Below are 19417 nucleotides of genomic sequence, written 5' to 3' on the forward strand. Positions count from 1 at the left end.
TGGCGCCGCGTCAAGAAAATGAACGATGAATGGCAGGATGAAATCAGAGGTAATAAGACACTGATTTAAAATGCTTATTAAGGGCTGCGTTTGGGCGTCAAATCATCGTCGCAGAGGCTGGCTACCAACTGATCCGTACACCGAGATTGCCCGCCACACTGCGTTGCTGGCTGCTGTCGAGGTTGGCGCTGTAGTCCGCGCCGGCGTACACGCTGACCGTGGGCGCCAGGCTCACGATGACGCCTACGCCCAGGTCGCCAGTGGACGCGCGTTGTTGGGTCTTGACCCGTTCAGTGTCGTCGAACGTCACCGTATCGGTACCGGAAAACGTGTGCCAGAGGTTGGCGCGCAGGTATGGCTCCACGGGCATGCCGCTGACCTGGTAGCGGCCCTTTAGGCGAGCGCCGAGGCGACCGGTCCAGGCACTGTCGGAGTCGAACTCTACCTTTGAGACCCCGTCGTCTTGCGTGTCCAGGGAGACCTTCTGGTGGATGATCTGCACCTGGGGTTCCAGGACCCAGTCGGTGACCACCGCGAAGGGGTAACCGGCTTCCGCCGACAGGGTCAGGGCGTGCCCGCGATTGTCAATTTTCAGCCCGCGTTCGGAGCGGTTGTCGCCGTCCAGTCGCGTGCCCATCACCACGGCGTCGACGTAGCCGCCAGAGGGATCGGTGAGCGACCAGTAGAGCCCGTAGCTGTCGCCGTCGAGTTCTATCTTGCCGGCGCGTCGGCTTTTGAAACCCAGGTTGAAACCATCGACGTCGCCGTTCAATTCGGTATGGCCGACGAAGAAACCGATGCGTTGGGTCTGTCCACTGGACAGCGGCGAGCTGTACAGGTCATTGCCCACCTGGAAACCCTTGATCGACCCGTCGAACCGCGGCGTAACCGTGCCGGCCAAGGTTTGATCCAGGTCCTTGCCATAGACCCGGCCCCAACCTGCGCCGAACGCACCGTTTTCCGTGAGCAGGCGCTGGTCGCCCTGGCGGTCATGGAACGTGCCCAGGGCCATCAGGGTCAGTTGTGCCGCCGCCGGGGGCAATACCGACCAGGTCGGCACTTCCGGCCGGTACAGAGGGATGGGCGCCGCGCCGGGTATTGCAGCCGGCAGCACGGGCAACGTCGGGCTGGGCGCCGCTATCGGTCCGGCGACCACAGTGGAACGCAGGTACCAGTTGTTTTCATTGCCGGTTACGCCGCCCTTGAACAAGCGATAATCGAATGCCCCGGCCGAGACCGATTGTGCCAGCGAAAAGGCGCCGCTATCACTGATCGCGCCGCCCTGGGCCTGGACCACTTCGATGCCATCCTGAGCCGTCTGTGCGCCCGTGCCGCCCAGGTTCGTGACCGTAATGGCGGTACTGCCTGTGAGTGTCCCGCCATTGACCACCAGCTTGTCACTGGGGGAGTCGTCGGCGCCGAGTACCGTTTGCAGGTGCAACTGGCCGTTGTTGCCAACGTAGTTGCCCTGGACAGTGAGGGTGTCGTTGGTGCGGGTGTTGCCCTGTGCGAGGTCCACCACGCCAGCGTTGTTGAGCGTCGTCAACTGACCGGCAGTAAAAGGGGCAATGACGCCTTGGGTCGACGTTAGCGTGCTGCCGGAGTCTATGTTGAGCGTCCCGGTGGCGGTGGCGCTGTCACCCAAGGTCAGGGTGTCGTCAAGGTCCAGTCGCGAGCCTTGGGTGAGGTTGACTGTTTCCCAGTTGAGGTAGCGAGCGCCGGTGCTGGAGGTGCTGCCACTGAACGTCAACGCGTCCTGGCCCAATCCACCGTCCACGCTGGGTGTAGTGGCGAGGAGGGTTTCATCGAGGTTGCTCAATAACGCAGTGTCGCTACCGTCGCCCATCAGGACGGCCGAATGAATGAGTCCGCCGCTCCACCGAAACTGGTCATCGCCCGCGCTGACCCGGACCTCGCCGAGAATTTCACCACCGCTGACGGTGATGCTGTCATTGCCGCCGCTGACACTGACATTGCCGCCGATGCGGCCTGCGGAGAGGATGATGGTGTCCTGGCCGAAACCGGTCACCAGGTTGCCGATGATATTTCCACCGGACATATCGAAGACGTTGTCATCGAGTTTCATGTCGACCCGGCCGATAGTGCCGCCGGTCATCTTCGCAATGTCGCCATCTTCGAACGCGTCGACGATGGTCCCGTCGGTCATCAGGAACGTATCGAGGCCGTCCCCCTGGGCCAGGGACAAGATCCGGCCGCCATTCATGACGAAATCGTCGGCTGCCGAGCCTTGCTCGACATCACCGTCAATCACGCCGTTGGCATTGATCACGATGCGGTCGACGCCGGTACCGAATGTGACGTCGCCGCTAATGAGACCACTGCCGTTGGCGGGCATTGTCAAGCTGTTGTTACCCGAAAGGTCCGTCAGCCCGGGGCTGGTGCCGCTGTTGCAGACATAAGCGTCATCGCCTGCGGTTGGCGTCAGCGTACAAGCGGCCATGGCGGCCGGGACGGGTAACAGGAAGGGGGCTGATATCCACACAGCGTTGAACAGCCGATTGAATCCTTTATCGTGCCGAATCATGTGCTATCCCTCTGCATCGGCATTTCGCAAATGCCGGTTTCAGCATCGGTTGCACGACAGATGGCACACAGGGCCTGGCAACGCTCGCTGTATGGGATGGCACCCTAGCAATGAAAAGCCAGCGTCGCTACTGTCAGAACTTACAGGTCCGTGCGCAGAACGAACAGAAAAGACCCGCCCTACAAATGCACTTCCACCGAAAGCGGCAGGTGGTCGCTCAGGTGCGTCCAGGGTTTGTTGCCCAGGATTTGCGGGGCGTGGCTGCTGGCGTTGCGCAGGTAAATACGGTCCAGGCGCAACAGTGGGAAGCGGGCCGGATAGGTCCTGGCGGGGCGACCGTGGTGGTGCTCGAAAGCTTCATGCAGATAACCACGACGGGCGAGGGCGAGGTTGCCACGCAGTTGCCAGTCGTTGAAGTCGCCGGCGATGATCACCGGGGCATCCTCGGGCAGCGAATCGAGCAGTTGGCAGAGCAGTTTGAGCTGTAATTGGCGATGGCTTTCCAGAAGACTCAGGTGCACGCAGATCGCATGGACAGCGGCGTGCCCGGGCACATCCAGCACACAGTGCAATAACCCGCGCCGCTCCGGGCCGGTGATGGACACATCGAGATTGCGGAACTGGCGGATCGGGTATTTGGAGAGCAAGGCGTTGCCATGGTGGCCATCGGGATAGACCGCATTGCGGCCGTAGGCGAAGTCGCTCCACATGCTGTCGGCGAGGAATTCGTATTGGGAGGTCTGGGGCCAGTTGTCGTAGCGTGATGCGTGGCGGTCATGTTCGCCGAGTACCTCTTGCAGGAACACCAGGTCGGCACCGGTACTGCGCACCGCTTCGCGCAATTCGGGCAGGATGAAGCGACGGTTGAGGGCGGTGAAACCCTTATGGGTATTGACCGTCAGGATCCGCAGCCGATGAACCGCCGCTGGCAGTTCCGATGGCATTGGTTCGACGGGCCGCCAATCGGGATCTTGAGTCACGTTCGCTCCTGAATCAGACGTACCTGTTCATGCGACTGACCCGAGGGGTCGGCAGTTCCGGATTTTTCATGTCCTTGCCGATCGCTTTCGCGAGCAAGCTCGCTCCCACATTGGATTTGCGGGGGGATGCAACATCTCCTGTGGGAGCGAGCTTGCTCGCGATAGCGGTGTATCTGAACCACCGCCATCACAGGCACGTGTTCAGATGAAGACAATCTCATACGGCATGCCCATCCGATCCAGGATGACCCTGGGCACCAGCGGGGCGATGCCGCTCGCCGGTTCGCCGTTGAGTTGGCTGACGTAAGCATGCATGGCGTGACGCTTGCGTGCGGTAGTCCAGACATCCAGGCGCAGTTTGCGGGCCCGGTGCCAGGGGATTTTATTTTGCTCGCGGACCGGCCAGTGCCAGGCCCATACCGGCAGTTCGTTGAACGCCACCCCGATCCTGTCGGCGGCCAGGGCACCGGCGCGCCCGACGGTCTCGTGGTCGCTGTCACCATCCTGGCGCCAGGTGCTGAACACCACGTCACCGGGGCGCAGGTGACGCGCAATAAAGTCGGTGAGCTCGGCCTCGTGTTCGGCCAGGGCCTTTTCCGGGAAGCCGCCGCGCACCCATTGCAGGCCATGGGCGGCTATGCCCAGGCGATGCAGGGCGTCCACGCTTTCCTGCGGGTGAGGGCGGTGTGTACGCAGGCGCTCATCGGTCCACAACGGTGAACCGGGGTGGACCAAGGCTCCATCGGAGACCGAGATCAGCAACATGGGTTGATCCAGGTTGTTCAGCAACTGCAGCAATCCGCCACAGGCGCCGATCTCATCGCCCGGATGCGGGGAGAGAACGACGGCGCGGGCGCCGGCTGGAATGAGCGTCTGGGTACTGATGATCGGGATATCGGCCAGTTGCGCAGCACTGTTCCAGATTTGCGGATGCTGTCGGCCGGGCAAGCGAGAGGCGGGCTTCATGAGAGACGTCCTTGTGTGTGTTCAACCTTCCAGCCATCTACCGGGCCTACTGTCCGATGACGCCCGCGTGGGTATGGCTGCGATTCACAGCGCTCCGAATCCTGGAGACTACCGCATGTGAAGTATTGACCATGTCGGTCGATTCGTCTTGCGAGATGTGTGTCTGAACTGCATTTTTTTCTTCAAACTGGGCTGTGTACATCGAAAAAAACCGCGTCCTTGCGGTCTCTCTGGCTGTTTACAAACGGTACTTCATTCCTCTTCTTCGCGTTGCAGCTCGAACAGCAGCAGCGAGCGCCCGGTGACGGAATATTCGGAATCGAAATCGAAGCGCTCTTGTCCACGAACGGTCGGCTGGTTGGTGTCGACCATGCAGGTCCAGAAGCTGCCCTCGGGGACTTCCGGCAAGCGGAAGTTGACGATGTCATGGTGGGCGTTGACCACCAGCAGCAGCGTCGCATCGCCGGCCTTGCGTCGAATGCCGGTCTCCTGTGCGCGGCCGTCCATCAGCATGCCGAGGCAGCGACCATGGCTGTCCTGCCATTGCTCAATGGTCATTTCGCTGCCGTCCGGGGCCAGCCAGGTGACGTCCTTGACGCCAATGTCCTCGTTGTAGTTACCCACCAGGAACCGCCCGCGCCGCAGGATCGGATAGGTCAGGCGCAACTTGATCAGGCGCTTGACGAACTTGAGCAGCGCCGCGCCATCCTCGCTCAGGTCCCAATTGACCCAACCGATCTCGCTGTCCTGGCAATAGGCGTTGTTATTGCCGTGCTGGGTACGGGCGAATTCGTCGCCGGCGACGATCATCGGCGTGCCTTGGGCCAGCAGCAGGGTGGCGAAGAAGTTGCGCATCTGCCGATGACGCAGCGCGTTGATCTCTGGATCGTCCGTAGGCCCTTCGACGCCATGGTTCCAGGACAGGTTGTTATTGCTGCCGTCCTGGTTGTTCTCGTCGTTGGCCTCGTTGTGCTTGTCGTTGTACGACACCAGGTCATGCAAGGTGAAACCGTCATGGGCGGTGACGAAGTTCACCGAGGCGTACGGACGCCGGCCACGCTGGTTGAACATCTCGCCCGAGGCCGTCATTCGGCTGGCGAAATCGGCAAGCTGGCCGTCGTCGCCCTTCCAGAAGGCCCGCACCGTGTCGCGGAATTTGTCGTTCCACTCGACCCAGCCCGGCGGGAAGCGTCCCACCTGGTAGCCCCCGGGGCCGCAGTCCCAGGGCTCGGCGATCATTTTTACCTGGCGCAGCACCGGGTCCTGGCGACAGGCCACGAGGAAGCTGTGGCGCTCGTCGAAGCCGTCATGGTAACGGCCCAGAATGGTCGCCAGGTCGAAGCGGAAGCCGTCGACGTGCATCTCCGTGGCCCAATAGCGCAGGGAGTCGGTGACCATTTGCAGCACGCAAGGATGGCTCAGGTCCAGGGTATTACCGGTGCCGGAATCGTTGATGTAATAGCGTTTGTCGTCGGGCATCAGCCGGTAGTACGAGGCGTTATCGATGCCGCGCATGGACAGGGTGGGGCCCTGTTCGTTGCCTTCGGCGGTGTGGTTGTAGACCACGTCGAGGATGACTTCCAGGTTGGCCTCGTGCAGGTGGGCAACCATCTCCTTGAACTCGGCGATCTTGCCGCTGGCCAGGTAGCGTGGGTCCGGGGCAAAGAAGGCGATGCTGTTGTAACCCCAGTAGTTGGTCATGCCTTTGTGCAGCAAGTGCTGGTCATTGACGAAGGCATGGATGGGCAGCAGTTCCACCGACGAGACACCCAGCTTGCGGATATGCTCCAGCACATCGTCGACCATCAGCCCGGCGAACGTACCGCGCAGGTTCTCGGGCACCGAAGGGTGACGCATGGTGAGGCCGCGCACATGGGTCTCATACAGGATGGTCTTGTCCCAGGGGACGCTGACGCGATGGTCGTGACCCCAGGTGTGCGCAGGGTCGATGACCTTGCACTTGGGGACGAACGGGGCGCTGTCGCGCTCATCGAAACTGAGGTCGCCATCGGGATGGCCAATGGTGTAGCCAAAGAGGGCTTCGGACCACTTCAACTGGCCGACCAGTTGCTTGGCATACGGGTCGATCAGCAGCTTGTTCGGGTTGAAACGGTGGCCGTTCGCCGGGTCGTATGCACCGTAGACCCGGTAGCCATAGATCAAGCCCGGGTGGGCATCCGGCAGATAGCCGTGGTAAATCTCGTCGGTGTACTCCGGCAGCTCGATGCGTTCGAGTTCGACTTCGCCGGCATCATCGAAGATGCACAGTTCGACCTTGGTGGCATTGGCTGAAAACAGCGCGAAATTGACCCCGAGGCCATCCCAGGTTGCACCCAGTGGAAAAGGCAGCCCTTCACGAATCCGCGAAGCCTCGATCACGGGCGGCGGCGTGTTTTTTTTTGGACGGGTCATAGTTGCTCCTGCAAAAGACAGACAGATTCAGCGATGCGGTTCACTTGGGGTGGGTGGCTCCACCCTTCACTTGTGGCGAGGGGATTTAGCGAAGCGTCGCACCACCCGGCTATGTGGGACAAAGTTGCTTCTCTGTGGGAGCAAGGCTTGCCCGCGATGAAGCGATGCGCGCCTGCCGAAATCGAGGCACCTGTTTCGCGAGCAGGCGTTGCTCCCACCTGACGAGGAGACCGATAGGATGAATCAAACCGCCGGCGGCTTGCGTGTGGCCCGCGGCTTCTTGTCTGCGGTGGTCGCAGCAGCTTTGGCCGCAGGCTTGGCCTTGGGCGTGGTGGTTTTTGCCGCTGTCTTGGCCGTGGTGCTCTTGGCGGCAGCAGGCTTGGCGCCATCGGTTTTGCTGGCCGCTGATTTGCTCGCCGCCTTGGGTGGTTTGCTGGGTGCCAGCGCTTCGGCTTCGGCCAGTTTGCGCGCCATCTCCCAGTGGCGGTTCTCCTGCCCGGCGGGCTTACCCTCGGACTCCCAGATCTGATAGGCGAATTCGCGAATGCGTTTATCGTCGGTACTCATCGCAGTGCTCCTGATTCAACTCAAGGTTGGATAAAGACATTGACCGGGAAATTCCCCAGCGCGGTGCTGATCAGCAGCTCCCCTTGGGGTGTGACTGTTGCGCTTGAAAAAAGTCCCTTCAGTTTTTCATCCTTGGCGGCGAACGGTAACGACACACGGGTATCGCCCCAATCCGACGCAGCCACCAGCGGCACGGCACTGTTTTCCAGCAACGGCGCCGCATGGACAGGTACAACAATGATCGCCCGTTGTTGCGAGTCTTCGCGCATGAAGGCCAATACTCTTTCGGCTTGCTCGCCGAGCACTTCCAGCGGCTGGTAGCGTCCCTGGCGCCATAGCTGCGGATACTCGGCTCGCACGGCCAGTGTCCTGGCGATCAATGCCTGTTTGACTCGGCCGTCACGCCAATCGCGTATCAACGCGGCTGGCGTGCTGTCGGCCCCTAACGCCTCGCGGCGTGCCTGGAAATCCACCGGACGACGGTTATCCGGATCCACCAGGCTGAAATCCCAGAACTCGTTGCCTTGGTACAGGTCCGGTACGCCGGGTACGGTCATGCGCAGCAAAGTTTGCGCCAGACTGTTGAGGGCGCCCGCCGGAGCGATGGCCTGGACCGCCTCGGCGATGGCGCTGCGCAAGGGCAACCCCTCATCTCCCAGCAGTAGCCGTTCGAGGAACATCTGGGTGGCTTGCTCATAGGCGTCGTTGACCGCCGCCCAGCTGCTTTGCAGCTTGGCTTCGCGCAGGGCCTTGCGTTGCCATTGCCATAGGCGCTCGTTGTACTCGGCCAGGGCCTTGTGGTCCTGGAGGTCGAGATCCAGCGGCCAACTGCCGAGCAGTGCCTGGTACAGAATCAGTTCATCACCGGCCGAGGGCGCCGCCGGGTCACTGTGCAGCGAAGGCGAGAGGATGCGCCATTGCTCCACGCAGGCGGTGTACCAATCGGCGCGTTCGCTGAGCACCGCCAGCCTGGCGCGGGTGTCTTCGCCGCGCTTGTGGTCGTGGGTGGCGGTGGTGATCAGGTTGTCGGGAAAATGCTCGAGCCGCTCGAGGCAGGCGTGGTGGAACACCTGAGGCGGGGCGCTGAAGCGCTCGGTGTCATAGCCCACGTCATTGCGTGACAACAGCACCGCCGAGCGATAGAGCGCGGTGTCCTCCACCGCTTTGGCGGCGGCCGGCGAGGTCAGTTGCTGGAAGCGCACGCAGGCATGGCGCAGGCGTTTACGCTGGTTGCCGCGCGGACGTTGCCGCCAGGGCATCCCACCGAGCCAGCCGGCCAGGCAGTCGAGCACCGGCCAGTCGGCTTCGCTGAGGGTTTGCCGGGCGCCTTCCAGGGCCTGGTTGAAAAACACCTCGTCTTCGGCCGAGCGCCCCAGGGGCGTGATGTAGGTGCGATACACCGGGAAATGCACGATCAGTTCCTGCAAGGCTCGCCGAATCGCGCCCAGGGTCAGGTCGCGGGTCATCACGTCGTCCCGGGCCACTTGCAGCAGGGCCTGGGCGACGCTTTCGAAGTCTCCGGCCAGGGATCCGTTGAGAATCTGCTGGCGGGCCAGGCGGGCTTCTTCGATGAAGTGCGCTGGTCGCTCGCTGTGCCGGCTCCAGAATTCGGCGAGGGGGGCGGCACCGGCCGGGTCATGCTGGAGCAGCGAGACCTGGTTCATGAATTCGTAACCGGTGCTGCCGTCGATGTTCCAGTCCCGCCGCAACGTCTCGCCATCACCAAGGATCTTCTCGACGAAAATCGGCAGGTGTCGGGTCGGCGACAGTGAATCGACGCGTCTGCGCAATTTGCGGCAGTAACCGCGAGGGTCGGCAAGGCCGTCGATGTGATCGATCCGCAAACCGTCCACCAGGCCTTCGCCGATCAATTGGAAAATCTTGGCATGGGTCGCCTCGAAGACCGCCGGACGCTCGACCCGCAGCCCACCCAGTTCGTTGACATCGAAAAAGCGCCGCCAGTTGATGTCGTCCGCCGCCGTGCGCCAGCTGGCGAGGCGGTAACTCTGGCGCTCGAGTAATTGATGCAGGCGTTCGAAGCCTTCGGGTTGGGTAGAGTCGTAGCCAGCCAGGTTGTCCTGGATGGCGGTGAGGATGTCCGCTTGTGCTGCCAGGTCCTGCAACTCTTTCTGCAGCGGGCGGGCGAGGGTATGGGCATCGGTCTGGTAATTCAGCGTGGTAAAGCGCTCGGCCAGGGTCTTGAGTGATTCGGTTTGCTCGGCAGGCAAGGTTTCGGTGGGTTTGAGCAGTTCGCCGTAGTGCATCGGGCAAATCGGGAAGCGGTGTTCGTAGTGCTCGACGTAGAAGCTGCCTTGGCTGGCATCGAAGTGCAGTTGCAAGGTGCCTTCCTGCAACGCCACGCCGTAGTCGCTGCCGAGGAACGGCAGCAGCAATTGGCCTTCCATCAGTGGGTCGGGGGAGTGCCACTGGATGTCGAAGAACTCACCGTAGGGGCTCAGGCGCCCCCATTCCAGCAAGTCCAGCCACCAGGGGTTGTCATTGCCGCCGACGGCCATGTGATTGGACACGATGTCGAGGATCAAGCCCATCTGATGCTCGCGCAAGGTCGCGACCAGGCGCTTGAGCGCGACTTCGCCGCCCAGTTCGGGGTTGACCAGGGTGGGGTCGACGACATCGTAGCCGTGCATGGACCCGGCCCGGGCCTTGAGCAGCGGCGAGGCATAAATGTGGCTGATGCCCAGCGAGGCGAAGTACGGCACCTGGGGGATGGCATCGTCCAGGGTGAAGCCTTTATGAAACTGCAGGCGCAATGTTGCCCGCAGGGGTTGGATCAACGTCTGTTTCATCGGTCACGCTCGTTCGCCTGAAGTCTCGCACAGGCGAGTATTTCCAGACGCCGGGCAGCGTCCGGGTGATCCAGCAACGCCTGGCTTTGCCCGGCCAGGCGGCGGCGCCAATTGGGGTGGGTGTCGATGGTGCCCGGCAGGTTGGCCTGTTCCTCGATGCCCAGGGCGTCTTCGAGCGGCAACAACACCAGCGGCGCGCGGGTGTGACCGAGAAAGCGCACGCTGGCATCGAGCACCTGGTCGGTCTCGCGGTGTTCTTCGCGAAAGTTCTGTGGGTCCTGGTTCAGCACGTGGCGCAGGCCTTCGCGTTCGCGCTCGCGGTGTTTGCGCCAGTCCATTTCGGTATGGGAATCGATCAGGTCCAGCCGGGCGTTCCAGTCGATGTCGTGACCGTGCCACCAGCCATTGAGCGTCGGCAAGTCATGGGTGCTGGTGGTGGCCAGGGCATTGTCCGGCCAGTCGAGAATGGGCTTGAAGTGGGTGTTGTCCTGTTCGAACAACAGCACGCGCATGCCCAGGATCGAGCGGGCAATGAGTTTGTCCCGCAGGCCGTCGGGCACGGTACCGAGGTCTTCGCCGAGCACGATGGCCTGGTGCCGATGGGATTCGAGCGCCAATAGGCGCAGCAGGTCGTCTACCGGGTAATACAGGTAGGCGCCATCGCAAGGTGGGGCGTCGTTAGGGATCACCCAGAGCCGTTGCAAGCCCATGACATGATCGATGCGCAAGCCACCGGCGTGGGCGAAGTTGGCCCGCAGCATTTCAATGAAGGCGCGAAAGCCGTTGCGCACCAGGCCTTCCGGGGAAAATGCCGAGATCCCCCAGCCTTGGCCGGAGCGGTTGAGAATGTCCGGCGGGGCGCCCACGGTCAGCGAGGCGAGCAGTTCGTCCTGCCGGCTCCAGGCCTGGCTGCCACCGCCATCGGCACCCACCGCCAGGTCGGCGATCAGGCCGATACCCATGCCGCTGGATCTGGCTGCGCTCTGGGCGCGCTCCAGGCAGCGGGCGATCAACCATTGGCAAAAAGCGTAGAAGCCGATCTCATCGGCATTTTCCTCGGCGAAATGGGCCAGGGCGGGGCTGCGCGGGTCACGCCATTCTTCCGGCCAGTGGCGCCAGTCGAGGCTTTCTCCCCGGGCGGCGCGTTCGGCCTGCAAGGCCTCGAAGCGGCAATGATTTTCCAGGGCTTCGCCGCTGGTGTGGCGGAAACTGCTGAAGTCTTCATGCAGCGGATGCTCACCCTGGCTGAAGCCGTCGTACAGGGCACGCAGGATTTTCTGCTTGGCCTGGGCGGCGACCGGCCAGTCGATCAGCGGTTGCTCCTCCAGGGTGCGCAGTTGATTGGTCAGGCCGGTGGCGTCGATGGCGGTGCGCAGCGCGCGTTCACCGAGGATGGTGCCCGGCGCGGCGTACAGGCTGTTGAAAAACAGTCGGCTCGACGGTGAGTAGGGGCTGTAGCGCCCGGTGTCGCTGCTGAACATCGCGTGCATCGGGCTGATGGCAACGGCCTCGGCGCCGCGCTCGCCGGCCACCCGCGCCAGCTCCTCCAAAGCCTGGGTGTCACCGAAGCCACCGTTACCGGGACGGCGCAGGGCATACAGTTGCGCGCTCAGTCCCCAGGCCCGTGGCGTCGGGTCGTCCACCGCATCGGCCACGCTGTAGCAACGGGCCGGCGCGACGGCCAGGGTGAAATGCTGGTCCTGGATGCTGATGTGCTGATAACCCACCGGGACCATCCCCGGCAGCTTGGCATCGGCATCGAGGTTCAGGTTCAGTGTCGCGCCATCTTCGAGTTTGATTTCGCAGGGTGTCCCGGCCTCGAAGTAGCGGCTCAAGTCCAGGCTGACCCCGACGTCGGCGGTGATCAGCGGTGGCAATTGATGGTTCTGTTGAGCTTCCTGCAACTGCAGCAGGCTGGCGTCGATCTCCTGGGCGCTGCCGGCCGGATGGCCCAGGCCGGTGAGGACCGAACGCAAGACGGCCGGCGAGACTTTCTGGGCCCGGCCATTGGCATCGATCCAATCCACCGCCAGGCCCGCTCGGCTGGCGAGGATTTCCAGTTGCGCGTCGCTCATAGGCGCTCTCCAGTGATGTTGGGCAAGGTTGTCGCCTGCGTCAGACTGACCAGCGCGCTGTAGGGCGCAAGGACGCCCTGTTGCAACAGACCCATGACCTGCTGCGGATGTTCGAAAAGAATGCGTGCCTCTTCCGGGGCGTTGTGTTCGACGGGCTGAGCGCCGAGGTTGAAATCGATGCGCAACACGCTGCCATCGCCCAACCGCCAGCGTGCGCTGATGGCGCCATGGCCCAGCACATCGGTGCCCAGGGCCTGGGCACCGGGCAGGCGCGGGACGATCTCTTCACGGCGGATTTTCAGCAGTTGCCGATACAGCGCCTCGTTGGCCTGCTGCTCCGGACCTTGCGATTCCAGGCTTGGGCGTGAAGCCTCGAAGGTGCTGGCGGCGTTGGGGTCGGGAATTCGTTCGCGCTTCTGCGGATCGGCAAAGGCACTGAAGGCCTTGAACTCGTTGCGTCGGCCTTCGCGCACCAGCTCTGCCAGCTCGCCGTGGTGGCTGGTAAAGAACAGGAACGGTTGTTCGGCCGCCACCTCATCGCCCATGAACAGCAGCGGGATCATCGGTGATAACAGCAACAAGACTGTCGCTGCTTGCAGGGCCTGGGGCGCGGCGAGCTGATGCAGGCGTTCGCCCAGGGCACGGTTGCCGATCTGGTCATGGTTCTGCAGGAACAGCACGAACGCGCTCGGCGGCAGATGGCCGCTGGGCTCGCCCCGGGCTTCGCCATGGCGATTGAGATGGCCCTGGAAGACGAAACCCTGGCTCAGGCAACGGGCCAGTTGTTCGGTCGGCTGCTCGGCATAGTCGGCGTAGTAGGCGTCGGTCTCACCGGTCAGCAGCACGTGCAAGGCATTGTGCCCGTCGTCGTTCCACTGGGCGTCGTAGCCGTGCTCCAGCAGGTGGGCCTGGTTGTGTTCGTTTTCCACGGTCAGCCAGACATGCCGGATCGGGTCCACCTGCTCGCGCACCCTGGTCGCCAGTTCCTGGAGAAAGTCCGGGTCTTCAATGGCGTGTACCGCGTCCAGGCGCAGGCCGTCGAAACGGTACTCCAGCAGCCACATGAGCGCATTGTCGATGAAGAAGTCCCGCACTTCGCGGCGGCGGAAATCAATCGCCGCGCCCCAGGGCGTGTGCTTGTCTTCACGGAAGAAGCCCTTGGCATAACGGTGCAGATAGTTGCCATCGGGGCCGAAGTGGTTGTAGACCACATCGAGGATGACGCAGAGCCCATGACCGTGGGCACTGTCGATCAGATGCTTGAGCTGTTCGGGCGTCCCGTAGGAAGCCTGGGGGGCGTAGGGCAGGACGCCATCGTAGCCCCAGTTGCGATCACCGGGAAACTGCGCCAATGGCATCAGCTCGATGGCGGTGATGCCCAATCCGGCCAGGTGTGCCAGATGTAGCTCGACGCCGTCGAAACCACCCAGGGCACCCACGTGCAACTCGTAGATTACGGCTTCGTGCCAGGGGCGACCGGACCATTGGGTGTGTCGCCATGGGTAGGCATGCGGGTCGACCACCACGCTGTGGCGGTCGATGTCGCCGGCCTGGGCGCGAGAGGCCGGGTCCGGCACCTCCAGCTCGCCATCGATGTTGTAGCGGTAGCGGGTGCCGGCGGGGCAACGGGTCTGGATCATGAACCAGCCGTCGGCTTGGGGCAGTAGCGGTATTGAATCTCCAGTGTCGAGCTCGACACTGACAAAAAATGCATCCGGGGCCCAGAGGGCGAAGCGGGTGTGCTCGTCATCCAGCATGACCGCCCCGTGGGTCCATGTATCAGGCGTCCTTGACGTCATTGTTACCTCATTGTCTGGCCGATTTTCCCAGTGACTTAGCCACCAGTTGTTCGTAGAGTTCGGCGTAGGGTTCCACGGCCTTGCACCAGTTGAACGGCGCCGACATGGCCCGGCAGCGCATGGCGTTGAGCAGGTCGGGGAACTCGAAGACCTTGAAGGCCCGGCTCAAGGCCTGTTTGTAGCTTTCCACGGTGGACTCATCGAACAGGAAGCCGGTGATGCCATCTTCGATGGTGTCCGCCAACCCTCCGGTATTGCGCGCCACCGGCAGCGAGCCGAAGCGCTGGGCGTACATCTGGCTCAAGCCGCAGGGCTCGTAGCGCGACGGCATCAGCAGGAAGTCGCTGCCGGCGAACATCCGCCGCGCGTCGGTTTCGTTGAAGCCGATACGCACACCGATGCGTCCGGGGAAGCGCAGTGCCAGTTCACGCATGGCCTGTTCTTCCTCCGGTTCGCCACGGCCGATGATGGCGATCTGGCCGCCAGACTCGACGATGAACTCGGCGACCGCTTCGGTCAGGTCCAGGCCTTTCTGGTAGACCAGACGCGAAACCACGGCGAACAGCGGGCCAGTGGAGTCGTCGAGACCAAACAGCTCACGCACATGGGACGCGTTGACCGCCTTGCCTTCCCAGTCGCCCATGGCGAACTGACGGAACAGGTGCGTGTCGGTGGCTGCATCCCAGCTTTCATCGATGCCGTTGGGGATGCCGCTGAGCAAGCCTTGCTGGGTCTTGGCCGCGAGGAAACCGTCGAGCCCGCAACCAAACGCCGGGGTGGTGATCTCCTGGGCGTAGGTGGCACTGACGGTGGTGATATGGCTGGAGTAAGCCATCCCGGCTTTGAGAAACGACAGTTTGCCGTAGAACTCCATGCCTTCCTGTTGCAGGGCGTGTTCGGGGATGCCCAGCTCCGGGCAGGAGGCCAGGCTGACGACGCCCTGGTACGCCAGGTTGTGAATGGTAAACAGGGTCGGGGTGCGTTGCCCGCGCCAGTGCATATAGGCCGGCGCCAACCCGGCTGGCCAGTCGTGGGCATGGACCAGGTCCGGGCACCAGTGGATCTGCGCAAGGTTGGCGGCGATGTCGGCCGCGGCCAGGCCCAGGCGGGCGAAGCGAATGTGGTTGTCGGGCCAGTCGCGACCGTTGTTGGCACCGTAGGGGGAGCCTTCGCGGGCAAAGAGTTCCGGGCAGATCAGGACGTAGATCACCAGGCCGTCGGCCATGTCCATGCGCCCGATCTTGCAGGGCGGCAGCGCTGCGTGGCCGCCCAGTTCGCCGATGATGTGGATCGGATTGCCGCTGTTCATCACTTGCGGATAACCGGGGATCAGCACCCGGACATCATGCAGCCCGGCCATGGCCCGGGGCAGTGCGGAGGAGACATCGCCCAGGCCGCCGGTCTTTACCAGGTCGGCGATTTCCGAGGTGACGAACAATACTTTCTTGCGGTTGGGATTCTGTCGAACGACGGGGAGCAGTGCCTTGCCGCCGGTGGCCAGCACCGGTGCCGTTGGCGATTCGGCCGCGGGCGGTAGTTGAGAACGGACTTGTTGTGGTTCCAAGGCAGCACTGATCATAAATATCTCCCATTTTCTCGATCTGTTTCCGGCAAGCGCCAGAGCTGTTGTTTCATTGGCCAAATCCTGCGGCCAGGCGCACAAGCGCAACGCAAGGAAACCGAACGGCTACCCAATGCGGCGAAGCGAATCAGCTGAAGGAGCTGTTGCAATGACTAGTGCAAGGACTGCACCAGTCGCGGTTGCCCTACCTCTAACCTGACCTGTCGCCGTTGCGAAAAGTTTCGACTTTTTTTCGTCTGGATGACCGGTTGGTTTTCCCCCCGGTTAGGCAGTCTAGGTCAGAACGTAGAGCGGTGCGGCTCGGTTCGTCGCATTGTCCGACAATCACGGTTTTTGTCGGCAATCTCTTACATGACAAAGGGGGATACGCACCGACGAAGTGCAGTTCTCTGAAACCAAAAGGGTGTAAGGGAACGGCGTTGTTTCATCGGCGTGCGCGATGGAATGGCGTGACGCACCATTGGAGGGCGGGTGGAGTGGAGGCGTTTTGATGGCCAATAAAACACAATGTCTCCTGTGGGAGCGAGCTTGCTCGCGATAGCGGTGTGCCAGTCACAAACCTTGCAACTGATCCGCCGCTATCGCGAGCAAGCTCGCTCCCACAAGGGAAGATGTGTTGATGCTCCAGGTTCAGGCTGCTGGCGTCAGCAACCGAATCGGCTGGCCCGCCGCCCAGGCCAGCAGGTCTTCGATCATCAGCGAATAGAACCGCTGGTAATTCTGCCGGCTGACGTAGCCCACATGTGGTGTGGCCAGTACGTTATCCAGGGTTCGGAACGGATGGGTGGCGGGCAAAGGTTCCTGGGCGAATACGTCCAGGGCGGCGCCGGCCAGGCGCTTGTGCTGCAGCGCGTCGATCAGGGCGGTTTCATCGACGATCGGCCCGCGGGAGGTGTTGACCAGCAGTGCCTCGGGTTTCATCCAGTCCAGGGCTTGGGCATCCACCAGGCCGCGGGTGCGTTCGCCGAGCACCAGGTGAATCGACAGAATGTCGGCCTGCTCGAACAATGCCTGTTTGCTCACGTAGGTCACGCCCACTTCGGCGGCGCGCTCGGCGCTGAGGTTCTGGCTCCAGGCGATGACCCGCATGCCAAACACCTGGCCGAACTGCGCCACCCGCGTACCGATGCTGCCCAGGCCGAGGATCGCCAGCGTCTTGCCGTGCAGGTCGCCGCCCAAGCCTTGCTGCCAGAGGCCGGCGCGCAGGGCGTTGGCTTCCTGCACCAGGTTGCGGGTCAGGGCCATGATCAGTGCCCAGGTCAGTTCGGGCGTGGCGTGCTTGTAGCTGTCGGTGCCGCACACCTGGATGCCCAGCTCGGCGGCAGCCTTCAGGTCCAGGGCGGCATTGCGCATGCCGCCAGTGAGCAACAGCTTGAGATTGGGCAGGCGACGCAGCAGGCCTTCGTCGAACAACGTGCGTTCACGCATCACGCAGATCACCTCGAAGCGCTGCAAGCGCTCGGCGAGGGTGTCGCGGTCAGCGGGATAGTCATGGAGAAACGTCACCTGGCCGACGCTGTCCAGCACCGACCAGTCCACCACGCCACGTGCCACATCTTGCCAATCGTCTATGACTGCTATTTGCACCGCCATGGAACACCTCGTCAGGGAATGGGTTTGTCCAGCCAGCTCAACAGGGCCTTGTGGAACCGATCCGGCTCTTCCATCTGCGGGGCATGCCCCAGATTGGGGAACTCCACCAGGGTCGAGCGGGGAATCAGCCGGGCGGCCTGCTTGCCCAATACCTCGTAATGACCCAGCGTGGCCTTGACCGCCGGCGGCGCGATGTCGCTGCCGATGGCGGTGGTGTCCGAGGTGCCGATCAGCAGCAGGGTGGGTACCGTCAGGTCCTTGAACTCGTAATAGACCGGCTGGGTGAAGATCATGTCGTAGATCAGCGCCGAGTTCCACGCCACTTGCGTATGACCGGGGCCCTTGTTCAAGCCGGCGAGCATGTCTACCCAGCGCTCGAACTCAGGTTTCCAGCGGCCTGCGTAATAGGTCGTGCGCTCATAGTTGCGGATACCCTCGGCGTTGACTTTCAGCTCCCGCGCGTACCATTGGTCCACGGTGCGATAGGGTACGCCCAAGGCTTTCCAGTCTTCCAGGCCGATGGGGTTGACCATGGCCAGGCGTTCGACCTCGTCGGCAAACTGCAAGGCGTAGCGGGTGGCGAGCATTCCGCCGGTGGAATGGCCGAGGAGGACGGCTTTCTGTACGCCGAGGGCCTTGAGCAAGGCCTGGGTGTTGCTCGCCAGTTGCTGGAAGCTGTACTGGTAATGCTCGGGTTTGCTCGATGTGCAGAAGCCGACCTGATCCGCCGCGATGACCCGGTATCCGGCTTCGCTGAGCACCTTGATCGAATCGCCCCAGGTGGCGGCGCAGAAATTCTTGCCGTGCATCAGCACCACCGTGCGGCCATTGACCTTGCCTTGGGCTGGCACATCCATATAACCCATCTGCAACGACTGGCCCTGGGACTGGAAGGCGAAGTGCTTGAGGGTGTAGGGGTATTCGAAACCCTCCAACTGCGCTCCGTAGGCCGGGCCTTCGGGCGGGTTGGCGGCCTGGGCGAACAGGGGCAGGGCGGCGGTGAGGAACAGGCTGGGCAACCAGCGCGCGGTGGTGCGGGGCATGGTTAATCTCCTTGTGGCCGCCGCCGATCCTGGCGCGGCCCGATTATGGCGACATTAACCACAGGCAACCCAACAGCCAGAACGTTCAGTCCATCCAGCCCAGGGTCGCCAGGGCGAGAACGCCATAGCGCAAACCCTTGGCAAGGCTTACGAGCAACAGGAAACGCCGCCACGGTTCGCCCATCACCCCGGCCACCAGGGTCAACGGATCACCGATGATCGGCAGCCAGCTGAGCAGCAGCGACCAGTGACCGAAGCGTTGGTAATGCACGCGAGCCTTGTCCAGGTGGGCCGGGCTGACCGGAAACCAGCGCCGATCCTTGAAGTGCTCCAGCCGCGTGCCCAGCCACCAGTTCACCAGCGAGCCGAGGACATTGCCGAGCGTGGCAACCGCCAGCAACAGCCAGACCAGATGGCGCTCGCTGAGCAACAAGCCAACCAACACGGCCTCCGATTGCAACGGTAACAGGGTCGCCGCGCCGAAAGCCGCCAGGAACAAGCCGATATAGGCTTCGCCCATCAGTGCGCCGGGTAATCCGCCACTACGGTTTGGGTCCCGTCTTTCTTCAAGCCGATGACCTGGTAGGCATCGCTCATGCCGTCCATTTCCATGCCGGGCGAGCCCATGGGCATGCCCGGCGCGGCGACACCGAGCAGGTCATCGCGCTTGCTCAGCGCCAGCACCTGGTCGGCCGGGACATGGCCTTCGACGAATTTGCCGTTGATCTCGGCGGTGTGACAGGAACGCAGGTTCGGCGCCACGCCCAGGCGTTGCTTGACCGAACTCATGTCGGCCTCGACATGGTCGTTGACCTTGAAGCCGTTTGCTTGCAGATGCGAGATCCACTTTTTGCAACAGCCGCAATTGGCATCGCGGTGTACATCAATGGTGACCGATTCGGCCGCCTGGGCCAGGGTGGTCATGAACAGGGCGCTCAAGGCGAGCAGGTGCAGGGGATGGGCCATGGCGGTGGTCTCGTATCGAACGGTTTGGAGGGAGGATAACAGAGTAGCGAGCGCGAGCTGACGGGGGGCTGAGGCGGGGATT

At 62.7% G+C, this 19417-nt stretch carries 13 protein-coding genes; all 13 read right to left on the reverse strand.

All coding sequences use genetic code 11. From position 1 onward, the window contains the following. Positions 1-121 precede the first annotated feature (121 nt). On the reverse strand, positions 122-2545 hold the full coding sequence (locus AB4O22_RS10455) for an autotransporter family protein (RefSeq protein WP_460096267.1): 2424 nt from the start codon (positions 2543-2545) through the stop codon (positions 122-124). A 179-nt stretch (positions 2546-2724) separates the two neighbouring features. Beyond that, a complete protein-coding gene (locus tag AB4O22_RS10460; protein WP_263292988.1) occupies positions 2725-3489 on the reverse strand; it encodes an endonuclease/exonuclease/phosphatase family protein in 765 nt (254 codons plus the stop codon). Between the two features lie 237 nt (positions 3490-3726). Beyond that, positions 3727-4491, reverse strand: a complete 765-nt coding sequence (locus tag AB4O22_RS10465) for a PIG-L deacetylase family protein (protein WP_003202164.1) — start codon at positions 4489-4491, stop codon at positions 3727-3729. Between the two features lie 252 nt (positions 4492-4743). Further along, positions 4744-6903: a glycogen debranching protein GlgX gene (gene glgX, locus AB4O22_RS10470; RefSeq protein WP_003202162.1), complete on the reverse strand. Its 2160-nt coding sequence runs from the start codon at positions 6901-6903 to the stop codon at positions 4744-4746. 243 nt (positions 6904-7146) lie between these two features. Next, complete coding sequence (locus AB4O22_RS10475) at positions 7147-7470, reverse strand: DUF2934 domain-containing protein (RefSeq protein ID WP_013693441.1); 324 nt, start codon at positions 7468-7470, stop codon at positions 7147-7149. A 20-nt stretch (positions 7471-7490) separates the two neighbouring features. Next, positions 7491-10277 carry a malto-oligosyltrehalose synthase gene (locus AB4O22_RS10480; protein WP_460096268.1) on the reverse strand — a complete coding sequence of 929 codons (2787 nt, stop codon included), beginning with the start codon at positions 10275-10277 and terminating at the stop codon, positions 7491-7493. Then, entirely contained in the window at positions 10274-12352 is a 2079-nt protein-coding gene (gene malQ, locus AB4O22_RS10485) for a 4-alpha-glucanotransferase (RefSeq protein WP_460096269.1), read from the reverse strand. Before malQ ends, AB4O22_RS10480 begins: the two co-directional genes overlap by 4 nt. Beyond that, positions 12349-14151 carry a malto-oligosyltrehalose trehalohydrolase gene (gene treZ / locus AB4O22_RS10490; RefSeq protein ID WP_460096270.1) on the reverse strand — a complete coding sequence of 601 codons (1803 nt, stop codon included), beginning with the start codon at positions 14149-14151 and terminating at the stop codon, positions 12349-12351. The genes malQ and treZ overlap by 4 nt, the downstream gene beginning before the upstream one ends. Positions 14152-14158: 7 nt before the next feature. Beyond that, positions 14159-15730, reverse strand: a complete 1572-nt coding sequence (gene glgA / locus AB4O22_RS10495) for a glycogen synthase GlgA (protein ID WP_003202154.1) — start codon at positions 15728-15730, stop codon at positions 14159-14161. Positions 15731-16363: 633 nt separating this feature from the next. Further along, positions 16364-17326, reverse strand: a complete 963-nt coding sequence (locus tag AB4O22_RS10500) for a D-2-hydroxyacid dehydrogenase family protein (RefSeq protein ID WP_013693437.1) — start codon at positions 17324-17326, stop codon at positions 16364-16366. Between the two features lie 11 nt (positions 17327-17337). Continuing rightward, positions 17338-18369, reverse strand: coding sequence for an alpha/beta fold hydrolase (locus AB4O22_RS10505; protein ID WP_027911539.1), 1032 nt, complete (start codon positions 18367-18369; stop codon positions 17338-17340). Positions 18370-18454: 85 nt separating this feature from the next. Continuing rightward, positions 18455-18889: a YqaA family protein gene (locus AB4O22_RS10510; RefSeq protein ID WP_057450667.1), complete on the reverse strand. Its 435-nt coding sequence runs from the start codon at positions 18887-18889 to the stop codon at positions 18455-18457. After that, positions 18889-19335 (reverse strand): DUF411 domain-containing protein, encoded by a 447-nt coding sequence (locus AB4O22_RS10515; RefSeq protein ID WP_013693435.1) that lies wholly within the window; start codon positions 19333-19335, stop codon positions 18889-18891. The genes AB4O22_RS10510 and AB4O22_RS10515 overlap by 1 nt, the downstream gene beginning before the upstream one ends. Positions 19336-19417 lie beyond the last annotated feature (82 nt).

Source organism: Pseudomonas sp. S3_B11, from assembly GCF_054667715.1.